The 20,811-nt window shown below is 42.2% G+C and carries 21 protein-coding genes and 1 pseudogene; 16 read left to right on the top strand and 6 right to left on the bottom strand.

What is annotated here, in order from left to right; genetic code table 11:
• Positions 1 to 14: 14 nt before the first annotated feature.
• Positions 15 to 398 carry a hypothetical protein gene (locus B9T34_RS05040; RefSeq protein ID WP_086212083.1) on the bottom strand — a complete coding sequence of 128 codons (384 nt, stop codon included), beginning with the start codon at positions 396 to 398 and terminating at the stop codon, positions 15 to 17.
• A gap of 219 nt (positions 399 to 617) precedes the next feature.
• On the opposite strand from B9T34_RS05040, the gene B9T34_RS05035 reads away from it, so the two are divergent.
• The 14 genes and pseudogenes from B9T34_RS05035 (at position 618) to B9T34_RS04970 (ending at position 13,821) form a co-directional block, all read left to right on the top strand.
• Complete coding sequence (locus tag B9T34_RS05035) at positions 618 to 1,193, top strand: nitroreductase family protein (RefSeq protein ID WP_086212082.1); 576 nt, start codon at positions 618 to 620, stop codon at positions 1,191 to 1,193.
• A 34-nt stretch (positions 1,194 to 1,227) separates the two neighbouring features.
• On the top strand, positions 1,228 to 2,295 hold the full coding sequence (locus B9T34_RS05030; protein WP_086212081.1) for an NAD(P)H-dependent glycerol-3-phosphate dehydrogenase: 1,068 nt from the start codon (positions 1,228 to 1,230) through the stop codon (positions 2,293 to 2,295).
• Positions 2,296 to 2,397: 102 nt separating this feature from the next.
• The gene (locus tag B9T34_RS05025) at positions 2,398 to 2,853 is read left to right on the top strand and encodes a phosphoglycerate mutase family protein (RefSeq protein ID WP_086212080.1); all 456 of its coding nucleotides are present in this window, start codon (positions 2,398 to 2,400) and stop codon (positions 2,851 to 2,853) included.
• Between the two features lie 29 nt (positions 2,854 to 2,882).
• Positions 2,883 to 4,022, top strand: a complete 1,140-nt coding sequence (gene gspL, locus B9T34_RS05020; RefSeq protein ID WP_086212079.1) for a type II secretion system protein GspL — start codon at positions 2,883 to 2,885, stop codon at positions 4,020 to 4,022.
• On the top strand, positions 4,022 to 4,501 hold the full coding sequence (gene gspM, locus B9T34_RS05015) for a type II secretion system protein GspM (RefSeq protein ID WP_086212078.1): 480 nt from the start codon (positions 4,022 to 4,024) through the stop codon (positions 4,499 to 4,501). Before gspL ends, gspM begins: the two co-directional genes overlap by 1 nt.
• A gap of 90 nt (positions 4,502 to 4,591) precedes the next feature.
• Positions 4,592 to 5,593: a quinone-dependent dihydroorotate dehydrogenase gene (locus B9T34_RS05010; RefSeq protein ID WP_086212077.1), complete on the top strand. Its 1,002-nt coding sequence runs from the start codon at positions 4,592 to 4,594 to the stop codon at positions 5,591 to 5,593.
• A 5-nt stretch (positions 5,594 to 5,598) separates the two neighbouring features.
• Complete coding sequence (locus tag B9T34_RS05005; protein WP_086212076.1) at positions 5,599 to 6,183, top strand: CvpA family protein; 585 nt, start codon at positions 5,599 to 5,601, stop codon at positions 6,181 to 6,183.
• A gap of 24 nt (positions 6,184 to 6,207) precedes the next feature.
• Positions 6,208 to 7,749, top strand: coding sequence for an amidophosphoribosyltransferase (gene purF, locus B9T34_RS05000; protein WP_086212075.1), 1,542 nt, complete (start codon positions 6,208 to 6,210; stop codon positions 7,747 to 7,749).
• Between the two features lie 90 nt (positions 7,750 to 7,839).
• A complete protein-coding gene (locus B9T34_RS04995; protein ID WP_086212074.1) occupies positions 7,840 to 9,729 on the top strand; it encodes a M48 family metalloprotease in 1,890 nt (629 codons plus the stop codon).
• 111 nt (positions 9,730 to 9,840) lie between these two features.
• Complete coding sequence (locus tag B9T34_RS04990; protein WP_086212073.1) at positions 9,841 to 10,482, top strand: hypothetical protein; 642 nt, start codon at positions 9,841 to 9,843, stop codon at positions 10,480 to 10,482.
• Positions 10,483 to 10,489: 7 nt separating this feature from the next.
• On the top strand, positions 10,490 to 11,443 hold the full coding sequence (locus B9T34_RS04985) for a 2-hydroxyacid dehydrogenase (RefSeq protein ID WP_086212072.1): 954 nt from the start codon (positions 10,490 to 10,492) through the stop codon (positions 11,441 to 11,443).
• A gap of 99 nt (positions 11,444 to 11,542) precedes the next feature.
• A complete protein-coding gene (locus B9T34_RS04980; RefSeq protein ID WP_086212071.1) occupies positions 11,543 to 12,982 on the top strand; it encodes a M48 family metalloprotease in 1,440 nt (479 codons plus the stop codon).
• A gap of 21 nt (positions 12,983 to 13,003) precedes the next feature.
• A pseudogene (locus tag B9T34_RS04975) lies at positions 13,004 to 13,297 on the top strand (GFA family protein); the annotation flags it as partial.
• Between the two features lie 161 nt (positions 13,298 to 13,458).
• Positions 13,459 to 13,821, top strand: coding sequence for a hypothetical protein (locus B9T34_RS04970; protein ID WP_086212069.1), 363 nt, complete (start codon positions 13,459 to 13,461; stop codon positions 13,819 to 13,821).
• 459 nt (positions 13,822 to 14,280) lie between these two features.
• On the opposite strand, the gene B9T34_RS04960 is transcribed toward B9T34_RS04970, so the two are convergent.
• Both B9T34_RS04960 and rpsU read right to left on the bottom strand, forming a co-directional pair.
• On the bottom strand, positions 14,281 to 14,727 hold the full coding sequence (locus B9T34_RS04960; RefSeq protein ID WP_086212068.1) for a GatB/YqeY domain-containing protein: 447 nt from the start codon (positions 14,725 to 14,727) through the stop codon (positions 14,281 to 14,283).
• A 38-nt stretch (positions 14,728 to 14,765) separates the two neighbouring features.
• Positions 14,766 to 14,981: a 30S ribosomal protein S21 gene (gene rpsU / locus B9T34_RS04955; RefSeq protein ID WP_001136722.1), complete on the bottom strand. Its 216-nt coding sequence runs from the start codon at positions 14,979 to 14,981 to the stop codon at positions 14,766 to 14,768.
• 146 nt (positions 14,982 to 15,127) lie between these two features.
• Between rpsU and tsaD the strand changes: the two genes are divergently transcribed.
• Together tsaD and B9T34_RS04945 are read left to right on the top strand one after the other, a co-directional pair.
• Entirely contained in the window at positions 15,128 to 16,174 is a 1,047-nt protein-coding gene (gene tsaD / locus B9T34_RS04950) for a tRNA (adenosine(37)-N6)-threonylcarbamoyltransferase complex transferase subunit TsaD (RefSeq protein ID WP_086212067.1), read from the top strand.
• 178 nt (positions 16,175 to 16,352) lie between these two features.
• Complete coding sequence (locus B9T34_RS04945; protein WP_086212066.1) at positions 16,353 to 16,694, top strand: hypothetical protein; 342 nt, start codon at positions 16,353 to 16,355, stop codon at positions 16,692 to 16,694.
• 372 nt (positions 16,695 to 17,066) lie between these two features.
• On the opposite strand, the gene B9T34_RS04940 is transcribed toward B9T34_RS04945, so the two are convergent.
• From B9T34_RS04940 to B9T34_RS18935, 3 genes are all read right to left on the bottom strand, one after another.
• The gene (locus tag B9T34_RS04940) at positions 17,067 to 19,298 is read right to left on the bottom strand and encodes a beta-glucosidase (RefSeq protein ID WP_213034152.1); all 2,232 of its coding nucleotides are present in this window, start codon (positions 19,296 to 19,298) and stop codon (positions 17,067 to 17,069) included.
• Between the two features lie 224 nt (positions 19,299 to 19,522).
• Positions 19,523 to 20,047 (bottom strand): Ail/Lom family outer membrane beta-barrel protein, encoded by a 525-nt coding sequence (locus tag B9T34_RS04935; RefSeq protein WP_086212065.1) that lies wholly within the window; start codon positions 20,045 to 20,047, stop codon positions 19,523 to 19,525.
• A 553-nt stretch (positions 20,048 to 20,600) separates the two neighbouring features.
• Positions 20,601 to 20,811, bottom strand: a 211-nt coding sequence (locus B9T34_RS18935; RefSeq protein WP_213034151.1) for a hypothetical protein, incomplete at its 5' end; no start/stop codon positions are given.

Genomic DNA, 20,811 nt, shown 5'->3' with positions numbered 1-20,811 from the left:
AATTTGTTTTAGGTTTATTTAGCCTGGCAGGTAAAAGTGAGCACAGTTTGGTAGTCATCATCTTTGCTAATGCTGGCGCCAGTACCTGTAATTGAACCTAAAAGACTCGCCGCAGCTTGTACCATTTGCCCAGTTTTTTCATCCAAGACGCCTTTTAACGCACCATTATATTCGCTTTTTTCATCACTTATGACAGGTGTTGCGTTTTTGCCGCAGCTGCTGTTGGCTGCGCTAATAGCATTGTTTTTTGAAATTAATGCAGATTTTCCAACGCCAGTGACTTCATATTGGTTGTTGGCTTTTTGTATTGCGAGTGATTGAGTGGGTGCATTTGATGCGCAAGCGCTTAATAAAACTGATGCTGCGATAGCTGTACATATAAGGGATATTTTTTTCATCATTTTTCCAATCATTCATAAAGGTCGTAATGTGTATATTCGAGCACAGCTTTGAATTGGAGATAAGGAGATAATGTATTGCTTATGCTGCATTTTATAGAGCGACTGTATATCGCAATCATTCGCGATTTATCAGTTTCCTTGATTCAGCCTTATGGAGTAAGTACTTGAGAGTATGCTAATCTTGAGCCAGCATTATTTAAGTGATAAAGAAAATCAATGTCAGACTTAGCGGTAGAAACGGTTCATCAAAATATTCATCATCGCCAATCTATCGGGCATTTAATTGCTCCTGCACCGACTAAAGCCCAGCTGGAACTAGCATTTTTGGCTGCATTGACAGCACCGGATCATCATCGTCTTAAGCCAACGCGATTTGTGGTTATTCCAGAGGCTGAGCGTGAGGCATTCGGCGAGCTTCTGTCACAAGCCTTGGCGGATACTGGTCAGCAGGAAGAGGCTCAATTGGAGCGTGTTAAGCATCATCCATTCCGTGCGCCTTTGCTGGTGTTGGCTTTAACCAAATTGCAAGATCATCCTAAAGTACCGCATTTTGAACAAATCTTAAGTTCGGGTGCGGCAGTGCAGAATTTTTTATTGTCCTTGCAGGCGCAAGGTTTTTCGACGATGTGGCGCAGCGGCGCAGTGGTGGAGTCATCCCTATTTAAGCAAGCTTTGGGTTTGACTGAATCTGATCTGATTTCTGGGATTATTTATATTGGCACGGCTGTCAAAGCGATTCCGCCGCGGCAGGAAATTAATGTTTCAGAATTTGTTAGTGATTGGAAAAAATAAACGGTTGCAATGAGCGTATTGGGAAATAAAAACAATGTCAGAACTTAAATTTTCAGATTTGGTTGCGCCAGCATCAGCTTCAAATCAGCCAGCATTACGGGTAACGGTGCTTGGCGGCGGCAGTTTTGGAACAGCAATGGCTAATACGGCTGTACGCAATGGCTGTGATACGATGATTTGGATTCGTGATGAAGAGGCGGCCGCTGATATTAATAAGTCACATATCAATAAGCGCTATTTGCCAGATTTTCAGTTGGAATCTGGCTTGCGTGCGACATCTGATTTAGAAGAGGCGGTTTGCAATCGTGATATTATTTTTGTTGCGATTCCAAGCCATTCTTTTCGCAGTGTGCTGGAGCAAATTAAGCCATTTATTACTTCACAAGCCGTAGTTTCATTGACTAAAGGCATTGAAGCTAAAACATTTAGCTTTATGAGCGGCATTATTAGTGAAGTACTGCCGGAAGTGCCTTATGGTGTGCTTTCAGGTCCGAACCTGGCGAAAGAAATTGTAGCGGGGCAGCCTGCAGGGACTGTAATTGCAAGTAAATCGGAACTGGTGCGTCTTGCAGTGCAGCAGGCCTTGCATAGTGCATTGTTCCGCGTTTTTGCCAGTGATGATGTGCATGGCGTAGAGCTTGGCGGTGCGCTTAAAAATATCTATGCAGTAGCAATGGGGATGGCTGCAGCCTACGGCGTAGGTGAAAATACCAAAAGCATGATTTTGACCCGTGCATTGGCTGAAATGAGCCGTTTTGCAGTGGAATTAGGTGCTAATCCGCTAACATTCTTAGGGTTGTCTGGGGTAGGTGATTTATTTGCGACTTGCAGCAGCCCATTAAGCCGAAATTACCAAGTTGGATTTGCTTTAGGTTTAGGTAAGACTTTAGAGCAGGCAACGAAAGAACTGGGGCAAACGGCGGAAGGGATCAACACTATTGTGCAGGTTAAGGCGCGTTCAGAAGAGTTAGCTGTCTATATGCCAATTACATGCGCTTTGTATGATGTTATTTTTCAAGGTGCGCCGCCGCTGAGTATTGCCTTGTCATTAATGAAAAATGGTCATCGCAGTGATGTGGAATTTGTATTGCCGCATCAATAAGCGGATTTTGGAATATTATGCTTATTCTGTGGCGCAGAGGCCTTAGCTAATGATATTGTCATGCGCAGAAGATACACTGCAGCATAGAAAAAAGGAAATTGTATGCAACTGACTTTAGTCCGCCATGGAGAAGCCGCACCGCCAGTGATGGGGAATGACACAAAGCGCCCATTGACACAGCGCGGTCATCTTCAGGCAGAGCAAACTGCTGGCCTTTTAAAGGATGTAATTCAGCCAGAAGTATTTGTGGTTAGTCCGCTATTGCGTGCGCAGGAAACTTTGGAGCATTTACGCCAATATTTTCCTGATGTGCCGGTTGTTATTTGCGATACAATTAAACCTGATGATGATGCGCATGCAGCGGTTGAGTGGCTTTCACATTTGCCATATGAATCTGTTGCAGTGGTATGTCATATGAATGTTGTGGCGCATATTGCCTCCATTCTGCTGGCAGAATCATTTAATCCTTTTGCTTTGGCAGAAGCTCGAATTTATGATCAGGCGGTTATTGCGGCAGGACTATCGACACAAATGAAACGTTTTATTCCAACAGCATAATAAATTAATTATAACGGCAGACATTACCGATGTTGTATTTATGGACACCTGAAGCCAATGGGGTTTGGCAGTGGTCAGATGGCGGGCACTGGCAGCAGTCTTCAAATCTTGAGCAATTGATTCAGGATTTGAGACCGTTTCATGGCAAAGAGGCAACCGTCTTCTTTCCAAGTCGTGATGCGCAGTTTATTCAGCAAAATTTACCTAAAGCACAATATAAAAAGCTGGGTGCAGAAGGTGTGAAATACCTGCTGGAAGAATACATTATTCTGCCTTTGGATTCGATGAAAGTCCTGCATCACTTTCAGAATCCTGAGCAATTAACAGTGATGGGAATTGCTCATACTGCGGTAGAAACACTGCAGCATGCTTTAACCTTAATACCTGTAAAAGTCACTGCTTTATTGCCGGATTTTCTCTTGCTGCCTGTGCCTGTAGAAGGGCAAGCGGTAATTGCAAATATTAATGGACATTTACTGGTACGTGAAAACGAATATCTTGGCCAGTCTATTGATGATTTGTCTTTGTATTTAGATTTTCAGCAGTCTGATTCAATTTATCAGATTACCAATTTTACATCCGAACAGATGGATAGCCTGCGGGCTGTCGTTACGGAAGAGCGGATTGAGAGTTTTCATTGCCAAGTTCCTGAGATTAAAATAGCCAAGCAGCATCCTTTTAATGCTTTGCCTAAAGCTAAAAATCAGCAGGGCATATCGGGCTATTGGAAAGCCTGCGCAGCAGTCCTGCTGGGCCTGCTGATTGTGCAGTTTAGTTATGATGCCGTGCGATGGTATCAAAATAAACAAGTCGCCAATGCAATGGCTGGACAAGCTGTTGAGCAGTTTAAATATTGGTTTGGTCAAAGCTATCCAGTCACTGAGCAAACGCTAAAAAGTCAATTTGAAGGGCAGTTGCGTCAAAATCAGACAGGCAGTGCACAGGCGCTTTCACTATTGAGCCGAGTTGGGCCGCTGCTGATGCAGCATCAAATTACAGCAAACCGAGTCAGCTTTGATCAGTCTGTGCTGAATATGGAATTAAAAGCGGGTTCATCGGACATGCTGCAAAATTTAACCCAGCAGCTGAATCAGCAAGGTTTTAAAGTTGAGCTAGGCAATATTCAGCCGAGCAATTCGGGTGTGGTTGGATTGGTGAAAATACAATAATGAAAACATTTGAAAATTTGCAGCAAAGTTTCGATCAGTGTATAGAGGCGCTGATTGAATATTTAGACAGCCTGTCTGTTCGTGAACGCGTTATGGTGATTTTCACAACGGTTTTTGTGATTGTTGCTGCGGTAGGCGCTTCGCTGTTTTACATGCATAAGGCTGCTGAGTATCAGCAAAAGCGTCTGAATGATTTAAAAGATACGATTGTGTGGATGCAAAGTAATGCGGTCACCATGAAGCCGGCAGGAGATACGGTTTTATCTGCTGCAGATAAAGTGCAGCGTGCAGCGCAGCAGCAAGGTTTATCTGTCGCATCACAGCAATCTGGAGAGCAAATACAGATGGCGGTGATGCATGAAAATTATGCCGTGCTGGCTAACTTTTTAACCCAGATGGTACAAATGGGGCTAAGTATTGAAAAAATGGAACTAAATTCGGAAGCGGGCCAGATTAAATTAACAGCGACTGTACAGTAATCGGTAAAAATAAAGAACAGTGAAGCATGGTGTTTTCAGCTATCTGTGCCTATAATATGGCGACTCAGAAAGCAGTAGACTTTTGCAGATATGTTGTATTCTCTTGCCCGCCCTTTGTTGTTTACTTTAGCACCAGAGCGTGCACATGAGCTGACATTATCCCTTTTGAAATCATCCCATAAGATGGGCTTGATGCGGCAAGCTGTTGCTGCTAAGCCTGTAACTTGCATGGGTATTGAATTCCCTAATCCTGTTGGTCTTGCAGCGGGTCTGGATAAAAACGGCGCCTATATTGATGCTTTGGCGACGCAAGGTTTCGGTTTTATTGAAATCGGCACGATTACTCCTAAACCGCAAGACGGCAACCCAGAGCCGCGGCTATTCCGTTTACCTGAAGCGAAAGCCATTATTAACCGTATGGGTTTTAATAATGATGGTGTAGATCAGCTTATTGAGAATGTAAAAGCTGCTAAATTTAAAGGTGTGCTGGGCATTAACATTGGTAAAAATGCAGCGACTCCTGTTGAAAATGCTGTTGATGATTATCTGATTTGCCTTGAAAAAGTCTATAACTACGCGTCTTATATTACAGTTAATATTTCCTCTCCAAATACTAAAAATCTGCGTAGTTTGCAAAGCGGTGATGCTTTGACTGAGCTTTTAGAAACATTAAAAAAGCGGCAGTTGGAGTTGGCAGAAGAACATCAGCATTATGTTCCGCTTGTGCTTAAAGTTGCGCCAGATTTGGAAGCGGAAGATATTCAGTTCATCGCTAAGCAATTGCTGCAATTTAAAATTGATGGCTTGATTGTGACGAATACTACATTGTCGCGCGAAGGTGTGGAAAACTTGAAGCATGGCGATGAGGCAGGCGGTCTATCTGGTGCGCCTGTATTTGTTAAAAGCACAGCATGTTTAGCGGCTTTCTTTAAAGCGCTTGATGGGCAAATTCCATTGATCGGTGTGGGGGGGATTTTGTCGGGCGAAGACGCGCTGGCGAAAAAGAATGCAGGCGCTGCCCTTGTACAAGTGTACAGCGGCCTCATATATACTGGACCTAAACTCGTGAAAGACTGCGTTGACGCATTGTAAAGATCATGAATACCCTTGATATCTTTATACTGATTATATTGCTCATTGGAGGGCTAAACGGTTTGCGTCAAGGATTTATTAAAGCCTTTGCGAACTTGGCAGGATGGATACTGGCATTAATTGTTGCGGCAAAATATGCATCTGTCTTGGCACCTTCCATGCTTTCACTCAGTTCGGATCCTGTGGTGCAGAAGATCGCCGCATTTGCATTCATTGTTTTGGTGATTGTGGTCTTAACCTGGATCGTAAGCTATCTGCTGAACAGTATTTTAAAAAGCCTGAAACTCGGGCCATTAAATCGTTTAGCTGGCGGTGTATTTGGCGGTTTAAAAGGTCTGCTGGTTGTATTGATTACAATTCAGGGAATTGGGCCATGGGTTGAAAGCTCACCGCATTGGAAACAGTCTAAATTTATTCAGGCTTTATTGCCTTACGCACCTTGGGCAGCGCATTTGTCTAAAGAAGCGGCAAATGAAGCCTTGCATCATATTAATTCTGACGGAACATCGAAAACGTCAGAACAATCATCAGGCGCTGTACCTAAAAAAGGGCAGGCTGATGGTGAATCAACAAATAATCCTTTTTATTAATCCTAGCGTGTCTGCGAGGTTGCTATGTGTGGAGTAGTTGGTATAGCTGGTAAATCACCCGTTAACCAAATGTTGTTTGATGCATTAACGATGTTACAGCATCGTGGACAAGATGCCGCTGGGATCGTAACTTGCCATGAAGGACGCCTATTCCTTCGCAAGGATACGGGAATGGTGCGTGATGTGTTTCATACACGTCATATGCGCGCGCTGCAAGGCAACTACGGTATCGGTCATGTGCGTTATCCAACTGCGGGTTCTTCAAGCAGTGCGGAAGCTCAGCCATTTTATGTGAACTCGCCTTATGGCATTACATTGGCGCATAACGGCAACTTAACCAATGCGAAAGAAATTCATGATGATCTGTTTAAAACAGATTTGCGTCATATGAATACGGATTCAGACTCAGAAGTGCTGTTAAACGTATTTGCGCATGAATTGCAAAAAAGCAGCAAGCTAACTGCAGAAGCTGAAGATATCTTTAAAGTTGTTGCTCGAGTTCATGAGCGCTGTAAAGGCGGCTATGCAGTGGTGGCAATGATTACGGGTCAAGGCTTGGTAGGCTTCCGCGATCCAAACGGTATTCGCCCATTAATTTACGGTTCTCGTGAAACTGATCAGGGCAAGGAGTACATCATTGCTTCTGAATCTGTCGCGATCACTGCCTTGGGCTTTAAAGTAGAGCGCGACATTGAGCCGGGCGAAGCGATTTTCATTACAGCTAACGGCGTAATGTCAACCAAGCAGTGCGCTGCAGCGCCTGAATACCGTCCTTGTATTTTTGAGTATGTGTATTTTGCGCGACCAGATGCAACGATTGACGGTATTTCTGTATATAAAGCCCGCTTGAAAATGGGTGAAAAGCTTGCGCAAAAAATTCTGCGTGAGTGGAGTGAAGAGCACGATATTGATGTTGTGATTCCTATTCCAGATACATCGCGTACTTCTGCACTTGAGCTTGCTAATACGCTGGGTGTGAAATTCCGTGAAGGCTTTATGAAGAACCGCTATATTGGCCGTACCTTCATTATGCCGGGTCAACAGCTGCGCAAAAAATCTGTTCGTCAAAAGCTGAACCCTGTTGAGCTGGAATTCCAAGGCAAAAACGTATTATTGGTTGATGACTCTATTGTTCGCGGTACAACGTGTAACGAGATTATCCAAATGGCGCGTGATGCCGGTGCGAAAAAAGTATTCTTTGCTTCTGCTGCGCCAATGGTGAAATACCCGAACGTATATGGTATTGATATGCCGGCAAAATCGGAATTGATTGCATCAGACCGCAGTGTCGAAGAAATTCGTGAAATCATTGGTGCAGACCGTTTGATTTTCCAAGATTTGGAAGATTTGAAAGCGGCTGTACGCACAACCAAAGTGCCTGCATTGCAAGAGTTTGACTGCTCTGTATTTAACGGCGAATACGTTGCTGGCGGTATTGATGATGCGTATCTTGCGGCTTTGGAAAAACAGCGCAATGACTCTGCAAAACTCGAAAGCAAAGATAAATACATCGATGTTAATATTGATGCTGCATCTGTGGATTTAACAGGGGTTCGTGAAGAGTAAGTCTTCAAAAACTCTATGAAAAGCGGGAATTTCCCGCTTTTTTCATTTATGATGGTTAAACAAAAGACAATGTTGTTTTAAGGGATTGCATTGAGACGAGTTGGCTACGCTTTTATAAAAAACAAAAACATGTTTTGGTCCGCGTTTTTTTGTGCGGTCGCAGTGCTTTTAACTATTGTAATTATCAATAGTATCGTCGGGCTTTTGGTTTTTTATGTAAATCCTGCACAGTCCATTTATTGGCATACCCTCAGCCCTTATTTGCTGGCTTTGCTACTGCTGATTATGTCTGTATCAGTGCTTTATGAGTTTTATACATTTCGTACCGGCGGCCATTCTTTAGCAAAGCAGATGGGTGCACGCAGATTAAGCTTAGTCGAAAGCATTCCAGAAGAAACCGTTGCACTAAAAATTACAGAACAGTTGGCAGCAACTTTTTTAATTGATACGCCAGCACTTTATGTTTTACCCAATGAAGTTGGAGTGAATGCGCTGACGGCGGGTTTTTACCCGCGTGATACCGTCATTATTTTAACTTGGGGTGCAATTCAGAATTTAGATGAAATGGAATTGTATGGCTTGCTAAGCCATGAGTTTAATAAGATTTTATCAGGTGAAGCAGCGGAAAATACGCGTTTAAAAATTTTGTATAGTGGCTTAACGGCTTTTAGCCAGTGGGGCAGTAAAATAGCCAAGCGCGGTTTTTATCGAAATGGCTCTGTGCGTGAAAATAAGTTTGAAACCTTCTTTGTGGCTATTGGCGCATTAATTTGGCTGACGGGGTGTTTAGGGGTGCTGATTACTCGATTTATTAAGTTTATTACGTTGGGTAGCCGAACCTATAAAAATGATCAAAAAACAAAGCGCTTAATTCAGAATGATGCCAATATACAAACGCTCATGCGGATTTATGTGCATCACTCAGGATCACAAATTCATAGTGAATATGCCGAATCTATTTCGCATATGTGTTTTGCTAATGCACTCAGTCAGCAAAATTGGATGAATATTCATCCAAGCATAGAGCAGCGAATATTTGAGTTAAATCCTGCAATGATTCAGGATATGCAGCTGGAAAACCTTAAAAAATTAAAAAATCAGCCTTTGTTTAATTTGTTCCGCTCTTTGGAAGAAGTCAGTCCAGATATGGCGATGCCGTGGAGTTCGCCGCAACCGCTGCCTTTGCTGAGATTGTCGCCCATTAGTTTTGCAATAAAAGACGCCATTAAACCTTTAAAGCCTGAAATTCGCGCCAATTGGCAGCGTCCAGAGCTAATTGACCGTGCGATGCAAACGGCAACGGGTTCGCGTGAGGTTATGGTGGCTATCTTAATGATTCGTCAATACCGTGAATTTATTCCGACCGAAGCGGAGGTGAGCCGCGCCATTGTAGATTCATTGCTGAATTTGGATGGTCGTGTACATATCGCTATTTTTAAAGAAGCTTGTCTGAATATTGGCTCGATGCCGGCAACTATTGCACGGCAATTTTTAATGAAATTGGCGCGTATAATTCAAGAGGATGGTGAAATTGGCTTGCTGGATGCTTTGCTTCTGGAGCGGGTGAAGTATGAGCTGAATCTCATGCCAGTGCATGCTGCGACTGCATTGGAAGATGTAAAGCCAAGCATTGTGCGTTTGATTGATGCTTTATTGCATGTGCAGCAGATCAATAGTGACAGTCAGTTGGAAGTGCGTGAGAAAATTCTTAAACGGATTCTAACGCAGCAAGAGTTGGAGCTTTATAGTGATATTTCAGATGAGCCGATTGATTTGGCGGAAATTCTGAATGATATAGCTGGGCTACTACTGCGTGATCGGTTCAGTATTTTAGCGATTGCAGAATATTGCTTATGGAATGACCGTATTATTACGCAGGATGAGCTAGATGTACTTGAGCTGCTGTACTGGCGCTTAGGTTTTGAAACAGATGAAATGGTTGATTTTATGCAAAAAGTAAATAATTTAATGATTATCTAGATATGCATTTTTTAAAGTTGAGCAGGCTTTAAGCTGAATTGAAAGAAAACTACAGCAAAATAAGCATAATCTCGTTAGAATATTGCCTATGAATTTGGTGATGATGAAAGCATGATGGGGCATCAGCGTGACATAATGGCGGCATTAGGGATTGATCTATGGATTCCTAAGGATGCAATGTGTCTGCAGCATCAGCCTGCAATTTGGCGTGATCAAGCACCAGCAGAAGTAATTTCTGAAATCATCTTGCAGCAAACGTCAGATGTAGCTGATTTGATAGCTCAGCAGCCAGAGCTTGCTCCTGTTGAGCGCGTCAATTCCTTAGATATTCAGCCAAAGCTTGCAGAAGCACCAGTCATTGTGCAAGAGCCAATCGTGCCTGCGCTGCAAATTCCTGCATTTTCTATTGAAGCTATCGTTTTGGCAAAGGCTGTAGTGTTAATAGATTCTACGGCAGTGACTGCGGATCAGCAGCTATTATGGCGCAATATACAGCGTGCTGTTTCAGCAGAGTTTTATCAGCTGCAATGGCCTTTTGCTTGGCAAAATATGCAGGACGGACGTGGTGCAGCTTCATATGTGCAAGGCTTCTCAGATGCATTGAGTGCAGATAAGAATGTACTGTGTTTAGGGGATATTCCACACTTACAGTCATCATCATCTATTCGGCTGGCTTCGTTGCAGGAAATGCTAGACCAGCCGTTATTAAAAAAACGCTTATGGCAATTTATGCAAAATAAAATCAAGGAATGATCTAAGCATGAAGCAAAAAGTTGTTGTATTTAGCCAAATCGATAATGAAATTTTGATGAGACTGGAGCAGCAATATCATGTTGTTCAAATCAATCCCAAAAATGGCGATGTTAACCAGCAAATTTTAGAACATAGTGCTGATGCGGATGGCCTGATCGGTGCAGGCCGAGTGCTGAATCAAAGTAATTTAAAAAATGCCCAGAAGCTGAGAGTGATTTCAAGTGTCAGCGTTGGCTATGATAATTATGATGTTGATTATTTACACCAGCAGAAAATTTGGCTGACACATACACCGCATGTTTTGACAGAAACTACAGCAGATTTGGCTTTTACACTGCTGATGAGTGCGGCGCGTCAAGTGCCTTCGCTAGATACTTGGACCAAGCAAGGGCAGTGGCAGCGAACCGTTGGACCTGCTCAGTTTGGCCTTGATATCTATGGCAAAACACTCGGGATTATTGGCCTAGGGCATATTGGTGCTGCGGTTGCTAGGCGCGGTTTTCATGGCTTTAACATGAATATTTTGTATCATAATCGCAGTGAAAAGATTGAAATTGCAGAACAGTTTAAAGCTGAATACTGCTCATTGCAGGATGTGTTGAGCCGCTCTGATTTTGTAGTCATTGCTGTGGATTTAAATTCAGCATCTAAATCTCTAATAGGTGCGGATGAATTGAAGCTGATGCAGCCGCATGCGGTATTGGTTAATATTGCGAGAGGTTCAGTGGTGAATGAGCAAGCGCTTATTCATGCACTGAAAACCCGCACGATATTTGCGGCGGGTTTGGATGTTTATGAAAAAGAGCCATTGCAGAGTTCAGAATTATTTCAGCTGGAAAATGCAGTCACTTTGCCTCATGTAGGTTCCGCAACTGCACAAACACGCAAGCGTATGGCGGAGCTGGCGTACCATAATTTAGTTGATGCGCTTGAAGGGCGTGTACCGCGCTATATGGTTTAGCCTGCGTCAAAATAAAATAACACTTTCTTTCATAATTGCTCATTTTTCAATGCTATATTTTGGATTGAAACAATAAGTTATTAGATTGGGATCCAGCTTTTGAAAAGAATTTTACTGGCGTGCAGTCTGGGACTGTGTTCGGCTTTTGCACAATCTGAAAAAGTAGAATTTAATTCGGCGGCGCAATTTTCTGTACCGGAGATTGGCGGCGGTGTTGGCTTGCTGGATCAGCAGAAAGAGCGCGCAATTGGTGAAAAAGTCTACCGCGAAGTCAATAAGCAAATGCCGGTTTTGCAAAATCCGTGGATGGAAGACCGTTTATATTCAGTGTTTTCTCATATTCTGAGCCAAACACAGTTGAGTCAGCCGGTAGGTTTGCTGATTATTAATGATCCTCAAATTAATGCTTTTGCTGTCCCTGGAGGTTTATTCGCCTTAAATACGGGTTTAATTAATTCTGCGCGCAATATGGATGAGATGGCCAGTGTGATGGCGCATGAAATTGCGCATGTGACGCAGCGCCATTACAGCCGCTCGCGTGAAGCATTTAAAGGGCAGGGCTTGTTGTCTCTAGCGGGTATTTTGGTTGGGGCGCTGGTTGCTTCTGCGGCAGATGGAGATGCTGGCGCAGCAGTGATGCTGGGTTCTCAAGCGGTGCTGATGGATAAGCAGCTGAGCTATAGCCGAAATCAAGAGCGTGAGGCAGACCGGATAGGCATGCAGTATATGTATGCCTCTGGCTATAATCCGCAAAGCATGGCGGACTTTTTTGAAGTTATGAACCGTGCTACCACCCGTGTGAGTTATTTACCTGATTTTTGGTTTACACACCCCTTAACTTCGGAGCGGATGAGTGAGGCTCGATTAAGGGCAAATCAGTTGCCGAAAGTCAAAACCAATTTAAATAATGAAGATTTTGATGTCATCCGTCAGTATAGCCGTGTGCTGTCTGGTCAAGTGACTGAGCAGCAGCTGCGTGTATTGGCGGATCAAAATAATTTTGCCAGTTTATTGGCATTGAGCGCATTTCAAATTCAGCACGGTGATTATGCTGATGCGCAAACAGTATTAGATCGGGCTAAAGCGCAAAAGGATTCGCATGTTTTAATGACATTATTGCAGGCGGATATTTATTTGGGGCAGAATAAAATTGCAGATGCATTGAGAGTGGTCAGCAGTGCGGCGATTGTAATGCCTGAGAATCGCGCATTGAACTATAAATATGCCGAAGCATTGCTTCGTAATAATCAGCCTGCTCAAGCAGAATTGATTATTAAGCGATTTTTAAATAATAACCCGCGGGATGTATCAGGCTGGCGCTTGATGCAGCAATCTGCTCAACTCGATAGTGCTTCCGCTGTTCGTTCGATTAATGTGCTTCGTTATCGCGCAGAAGTGGAGTTTTGGACAGGTAATGAGGAAAATGCGATTAAATCATTACTGCATGCCAAGCGTTTAGCAAAAGACAATAAATCACTTTTTGGTGTGATTGATCAGCGCTTAACGCAGATGCAAAAAGATCGGCAATTAAATGTCTAATTAAAAAATAAAGGTATAAAAATGCTCAAAGGGCAGTGTTTATGCGGTGCAGTTCAGTACCAATATTCAGCAGAAATTGAAACCAGTATTTTGTGCTTTTGCCAGCATTGCAGGCTTGCTCAGGGTGTATTATTTGGCTGGAATAGCCCAATTGAGCAAAGTAAGTTTCAGTTGCTTCTCGGTGAGGGTTGTCTTCGAGAATATTTTCATACAGAGAATAAGGCGCGGGTGTTTTGCAGCCAATGCGGCAGCCCAATTTATTCTTACCGTACAGATTTGCCAAATGTGCTGCGTTTGCGTTTAGGAACTGTGACATAAGGGGAAATCTCTGCGCCAAAAAAGTTGGCATATGGGGAGTATCAGCCTGAATTTATTTGTATAAATTCATTGCTATAGCCGCATTTAAATTAGTTTGGAAAATTGGCTGGTGCTACAATTGTAAGTGCGCTTTTAGATAAACGATAAAGATTGAATTGATGAAAAAATTAATATTTACCCTGTTGGGTTTGGGAGTGGTTGTACAGACAGTGCAAGCCGCGAGTACTGAACAGTATGTTCGTGATGTAGAAAAAATATCTAGTCAATATACTGCAGATATGAAGTTTTTTTTACGCAGTTTAGATCCTAAAACTTCTCAATTTTCAGCACAACAGCAGCAGCAATTTTGTGGAATCGTCAAAAAATACGTCGACGATTTGTATCAAACTACAGATCAAAACCGTGCGTACTTACCGCTTACGGCACAATCTATGACAAAGCAAACAGTGATCGATAAAGTGGTAGTGTCACCAGAAATGCAATTATTAAAGAAATATAATATTCAGTGTGATTTGAAATAGGTGAAAAATATCTGGATTTGTGGCTGGTACTTTAATTCATACAGATCAATAGCTTGTTTCTATTTAGAATATTAAAGTCGGTGATTTGGTATTATCTAAACCTGATAGTGGCGTTATTGAATATGGAAATGTGAAAGGAGTAAGTGGTTCACTTTCCAAAGAAATTTTACGCATAAGTTGCTTTAACAATGCTGAAATAGATGAACCTTGCCCAGTAATTTATACTCAATTTGAAGCTGCAACAATTGTTCTGGGTGGAATCTATTTTTGAAATTCAGGCATTTCAAAAATGGATCATTGCTTCAGGGATTGATGGATATAATTGTTATTTTTTTGGAGGGGTGGATAGTTGATTGGCTATTTGATTTATATGTAGAAAATAATTAAATCAAATAGGCCAAATCAAACATATTTTTTGAATATTAAAAATACTCAAAACAAGATTTAACGATGTGGGGATTAACTAAGTTTTGCTTTGATTTTTGCAGAAACTTGAGAAGGATCGGCGCGCCCGGCTATGAGCGGACGCAGAGAGTTCATCACCTTACCCATATCTTTCATGCTAGTAGCTTCTTGCGCAGAAATAGTCTGTGCAATGATGGAATCAAGTTCTTCCTCAGTCATAGCTTCTGGTAGAAATTGAGATAACACCTCAAGTTCGGCTTGTTCCTTACTAGCTAAATCTTCTCGACCAGCGCCTTCAAAGGCTTTGATCGATTCTTTACGTTGTTTGATTTGCTTTTCAATGACCGCAAGAACTTGAGTATCGTCAAGCTCTATACGTTCATCGACTTCAATTTGCTTGATTGCTGCCTGCAGACTACGAATTACCGTTAACTTATTCATTTCTTTAGCACGCATAGTTGCTTTTAAAACTTCAGTTATTTGGTTTTTTAAAGTAGTCATTTATATATCCAGGTTAGTCAATCAATCACAAATTAATTTTAGTAAAGGCGAGTAGTGCGTACTGATTCGCGAGCCAATTTCTTTTGGTAGCGTTTAACAGCAGCAGCTTTTTTGCGCTTACGTTCTTGAGTTGGTTTTTCATAGAATTCGCGCTTACGAACGTCAGCAAGTACACCAGCTTTTTCGCATGAACGTTTAAAACGGCGAATAGCTACGTCTACTGGCTCGCCTTCTTTCAATTTAACTTGTGGCATGAAGAATCCTCATTAAGTTATGGATAAGATCTAGGCAGAATTGCCTTTGATCACAAGTGAAGTGCAGTATTTTACTCATTTACATCTCAGACCACAAGTCTATAATAGGCTTTGCGACAGATTTGATACAGGTTATAGGCAGTTTAATGATCGTTTTAGGCTTAGAAACATCTTGTGATGAAACAGGACTTGCACTGTATGACAGCGAGTTGGGTTTGCGCGGGCAAGTGCTGTACAGCCAGATTAAACTGCATGCTGAATATGGCGGTGTAGTGCCAGAATTGGCTTCACGCGACCATGTGCGAAAATTAATTCCTTTAATTACGCAGCTTTTGGCTGACAGCGGCATCAAAAAATCGGAAATTGATGCCATTGCTTATACTCGTGGCCCTGGTTTGATGGGTGCGCTCATGACCGGTGCGCTTTTTGGCCGAACTCTAGCCTTTGCACTGAATAAGCCTGCGATAGGTGTGCATCATATGGAAGGACATATGCTGGCGCCTTTATTGTCCGCAACACCGCCAGAGTTTCCGTTTGTGGCGCTTTTGGTATCAGGCGGTCATACCCAATTGATGGCTGCCTACGGCATTGGCCAATATGAGCTGTTGGGCGAATCGATTGATGATGCAGCTGGTGAAGCCTTTGATAAAGTGGCGAAAATGATGGGGTTGCCTTATCCAGGCGGCCCCAATATTTCAAAATTAGCCACTGAAGGTGATATGAAGGCCTTTGAATTTCCGCGACCAATGTTGCATCAAGGTCTGGATTTCTCTTTCAGTGGTTTAAAAACAGCTGTGTCTGTACAGCTGAAAAAAGTCGCAGGAGAAGGCCGAGAAGCAGACATTGCTGCTTCATTCCAAGAAGCTTTAGTTGATACCTTGGTTAAAAAATCAGTAAAAGCGTTGAAGCAAACAGGGCTAAAGCGTTTGGTTATTGCAGGTGGTGTGAGCGCAAATAAACGTTTACGTGAACGTCTGGAAGCGGATTTAGCCAAAATTCGTGCATCAGTTTATTATGCAGAACCCGCATTATGTACAGACAATGGCGCGATGATTGCTTTTGCGGGCTATCAGCGCTTAAAAGCGGGTCAGCATGATGGCTTGGCTGTGACAACAACGCCGCGCTGGCCGATGACTGAGCTGAGTAACCCAGAAGATACGGATACAGCAGCACAGGATGCGGCAAAAGTATAAATAAGCAGTTGATTAAAAAAGAGGCATTGAGCCTCTTTTTTAATGTATGAATTTTCTCATTTCTTTTTTAATAGTCAAACTGCAGCATAAGTCAGAGGATAAATGCGAAACCGGCGGGCTTGTGGAGTAATTCTGGATATGACAATCTTTTCAATAGTTTAGTTTCTGAGTTTTGATAATGAGAACGGTTTATGCCTCTGTGATTATATTGGGTGCTTTTTTAGCGGGCTGTGACGAGGCATCTGTAAAAACGCATTATGATCAAGATTCAGTTCAGAACGATTCGCAAATTCACACAGCAACTGAGAGTGTCAATGCAGCTGCTGGCGGAAATGGTGCTGGCAGTTCTAATCATTCAGATCACAGTCATGGCGATCATGATTACAATAGTGATAAATCACCAGAAGAGCTGGAAGTGCATGGTCAGGAATTTTATAAAGAAACCTTGGCCCGTATTGAAGAGCAAAATCGAATAGACAATGGCGGTTCGCCTGCATCCAGCGCTGTGAGCAGCCAGTAAATATAAGATTAAAATCCACTGCACTTATATGATTGCGTTGCACATGATGTTATCGACATAATAAAAAAGCCCAACATCCTGTTGGGCTTTTTTATTTAACTGCGCTCGGTATAGCTCCTGTCGTACCTGCGATCCATTGCTTGTCTTTTTTATTCTTGTTGTTTGGAACATCCTGTTCACTATGGTTTAAGAATATTTCAGGACGTATTTTCAATCAATCCGAGTATCTCCTAAATTATTGTAAGCTAAAGCGTACATGACTTAATAATGCTTATTGTCAATCATTGATTTTTTAGCATTTGGGTCGAGTAGGCTTTACACCTAAAAAATCTCAACTTTTACTCAAGACTTATGAATGCAATGCACAGGCTTTTATTGGCCGAAATACTTTTCATTTAACTGAATTTGCCCTTTTAATAGCAAGTTGTCCGATGCTTTGCCAGCAGCGATGCTGTATTGACCTGCTGCCAGATGCCATTTTTTCTGTGTCTGATCAAAACGGCCAAGCAGCCGAGGATCGATTGTCATCTTAACTTTGCGGGATTCATTGGGTTTTAGATTCAGCCGTTCAAAAGCCAATAAGCGCATGCGTTCGCCATCAGGCGCATTGATTAAATACAGTTGAGGAACCTCTGCACCAGCGACATTACTGGTATTGGTTACTGTAAATTCAGCTGAAACGTTATCTTTCCCTTTAAGTTTTAATCCGCTATAGCTGAATTGGCTGTAGCTTAAGCCATGGCCAAAGGCAAATAACGGTTTTTGCTTGGTTTTTGCGAACCAGCGATAGCCGATTTCTGCGCCCTCGTGATAATCAATGGTAGTTGGTGTGTCGATTGGCGTGCCAAAGCCAGGAAGTTCAGGGTGCGGCGTTTGCTGAACGTCAGCATAAAAAGTCATAGGCAAGCGGCCTGATGGGTTTACTTTTCCTGCAAGAATTTCAGCAATGGCTGTGCCGCCTGCATTGCCTGAATACCATGATTCAATAATAGCTGGGGTCTTCTCAATCCACGGCATGCTTACAGGGTTGCCAGTCTGCAGCACAACGACTGTTTTAGGATTTGCTGAAGCAACGGCTTGTATCAATTGGTCTTGCCCCCAAGGCAGGCTTAAATCGGCATGGTCATGATTTTCTGCTTCAGTTTTGTAGGCAAAAATAATCGCAAGATCGGCTTGTTTGGCAATCGCCGCTGCTTCAGCAGGGTTTTCACCAGCATCGGTTAAAAACTCAGTGTTCGGAAATTGTTTTTTGAGTTCGCTTAGCGGCGAAGGGCCGGTGATCGCCAGTCGCCGCAAAGACGCGAACATATTATTGCCGCCTAAAGGCACATTTAAAGCAAATCCGCCAACAGGGTCGACGAGGCTGGAACCGCCGCCGCCGCTGAGCATGCCAAGGTGGGAAAAACCGCCAATAATTGCGATACGTTTTGTCTCAGCTGGAATGGGCAGAATCTTATTGTTTTTTAACAGCACTGTGCCTTCACGTGCGACTTCAAGGGCAGACTGCAGATGCTTTGCTAAATCCGGTTTAGCTTGCGGACCACGCCAAGTGTCGATTTCAGTGGAATACACGGCATAGAGAATACGCCGCACCATGTCTGATAAACGATCACGTGGGAACTGTCCATTCTCAAGAGCTTGCTGAAGCGGTTTTCCAAACCATTCTTTCTCGTCTAATTGAATGCCGGAATGCTGGTCCAATCCTTTAAGCGCATAATCCCAATGATAGACGGCTTTCCAATCTGACATGATAAAGCCTTTATAATTCATGGCTTTTTTTACTTGCTCGTTCAGTAAAATATCATTGCCGCAGGCGTATTCACCATTGACCTTATTATACGCGCACATCAATGCGCCCGGATGGGAGCGTTCAATCGCAATCTCAAAGCCGAGCAATTCAGATTCACGATGCGCAGCAGGGTCAATTTTAGCATTGAGCGCCCATTTATTGATTTCTTGAGAATTAAGGGATACGTGTTTGAGTATGCCCATGACTTTTTGGTCTTGAGTACCTTTAACGGTTTCTGCAATTAAAACAGCACTCAGCCACGGGTCTTCTGATAAATATTCAAAGTTGCGTCCATGCCGTGGGTCACGGGCCAAATTAATGCCGCCGCCGAGGACTACATTAAAGCCGCGGGATTTCGCCTCTTTGCCCAAAATAGCGCCAGTGTCATAAGCCAATTGAGGGTTGAACGTTGCCGCCAGCGCCTGCGCGGAAGGGAATGCTGTTGCTTGATCGCCTTTGCGGCCGCTGCCAGGGTTGGCAATGCCGAGTCCAGCATCTGTAAGCATCAAATCTGGCACACCTAAGCGCGGTACACCTTTGACCCATCCTGCAATTTGAGGAACATCCGCAGGAACACGCAGATCACGTTCTGATGAAAAATCTGGCTTCAGCACCATAACCATGAGGCTTTGAATAAGTCCAAAGCGCTCTTCATCAGTCATTTGCTGCTCAGTAGCAATTGCCCGCTGTTCTGCGCTGTATTGAACGGCATCATTGGCTGAGGCCTGAAGATGTGTTCCGCTTAATGCACATAAGACAGCTATTTTGAGCGGCCAGTGTGTGGTGTGCATTAACCGTTTTGAAAGATAGAACATACAGTAAAACCCCCAAAGTCAATTATTATGTAGTTGGTTATGATTTGTGATGAAAAAAATCATTTTTTTGCGAAGTGAAATTTAAAGTAATAATAAATAAGAATTTACTTTTTTCAGAATAATCATTACAGGCCGTCAAAAAAATGACCAAATCTAACAAATGTCTTTAATTGTGAGCATAAAAAAGAGGCCTGCAGCCTCTTTTTTATATCGGTTAGATTGTCTTAGAAACGATAACCTAAGCCAATATTAAAGCCGCTGAGTTTAGCTGAATCAACTTCAGTTGCTTCATAACCCAGATTCACTGAAATGTATTCAGTTGGATTAATAATTATACCTGCGCCATAAGCAAAATTCGTTTCAGAAAGATCAAATTGTTCTGAATAACCTGGATATTCATAAGATGATTCAACTTCTGATAGTGCATAGCCTGCGACTACATATGCGCTCACTACATCATTAAAACGGTAAGCAGGGCCAGCAAGTAGCGTTAGGTGTTTAGCATCAATGCTATATTGCTCATCTGGCGCTTCATGCCATTGGTCGTCACCTGTTTGGTAAGAAACAGAAGCTAAGAAGCTTACAGGTGAAGTTGTTTCATAGCGATATTGTGCATTCATGCCTTTAAGGTCGAAGTTGTCTTCAATATCAGTTTGCGCATAACCCAATGAAACAGTGTGTTGCTTCGCAAAAGTATGTGTAGTGAATACGGCCATTGAACCGAGCACGCAAAGCTGTAGTAATTTCATAAATATTCCCCCTAATATAAATTATTTAAAATCAGAATTCATTCTGTTGAATTCTGCGGGGCATGCTAGATTTTAATGCGGTATGGATAAATGGCATTATGTATCAAAGTGGGTTTTTAATTTTAATAGGTTTTAAATTAAACAATATAATGGGAATTTTTTTATTTTATAGGTTGTTTGATATTAAGGGGGTAAATTAAGTCGTGTGAAGGTGTTTGATATAGAGGTTGTTTTTGTGATTTATCTCAGGTATTTGTAATTAATATATTATTATTTTTCAATATAAAATAAATAAGTGTTAAGGTATTTGATGATTAACTTGCTTTTATTTTTAAAACACTAAATATAAAAATTTAATTTTGTGATATTAATCTCGTTATTAAATGGCGTGGGTGATGTTTTTGAATATTTAATGGTGTTTTTTATTTAAGGGTTTTTATTTTAAAACTAAATATCGGTTGGTTTTTTTTATTTTAAAATTCTGGATTTTAAAAAAATATATTAAGTAAAATGAAAGTGAATCTGGTTTTAATGAAATTCTTATATCTGTTTTTTATTCGCTTAATTCAATAATTGAATTTAGAGGCAGGCTAGGGTGTGATTTATTTATAGACAGATCAATCGTATCGCCCAGCCTATATTGTATGAGCTGGGCTACGTAACGATAAATTACAAGGGGGAATAACGGAAATGAAATGCTTTGTGTTTGTTGACTTAAACCGCTTTCAACTGCTGCGAACCAATCCAATGTTTTGAAAATTGAT

This window comes from Acinetobacter sp. ANC 3813, assembly GCF_002135435.1.
GTDB lineage: Bacteria > Pseudomonadota > Gammaproteobacteria > Pseudomonadales > Moraxellaceae > Acinetobacter.
Note: the sequence above shows the minus strand (reverse complement) of the source record. Positions and strands in the feature narration are given on the sequence as shown.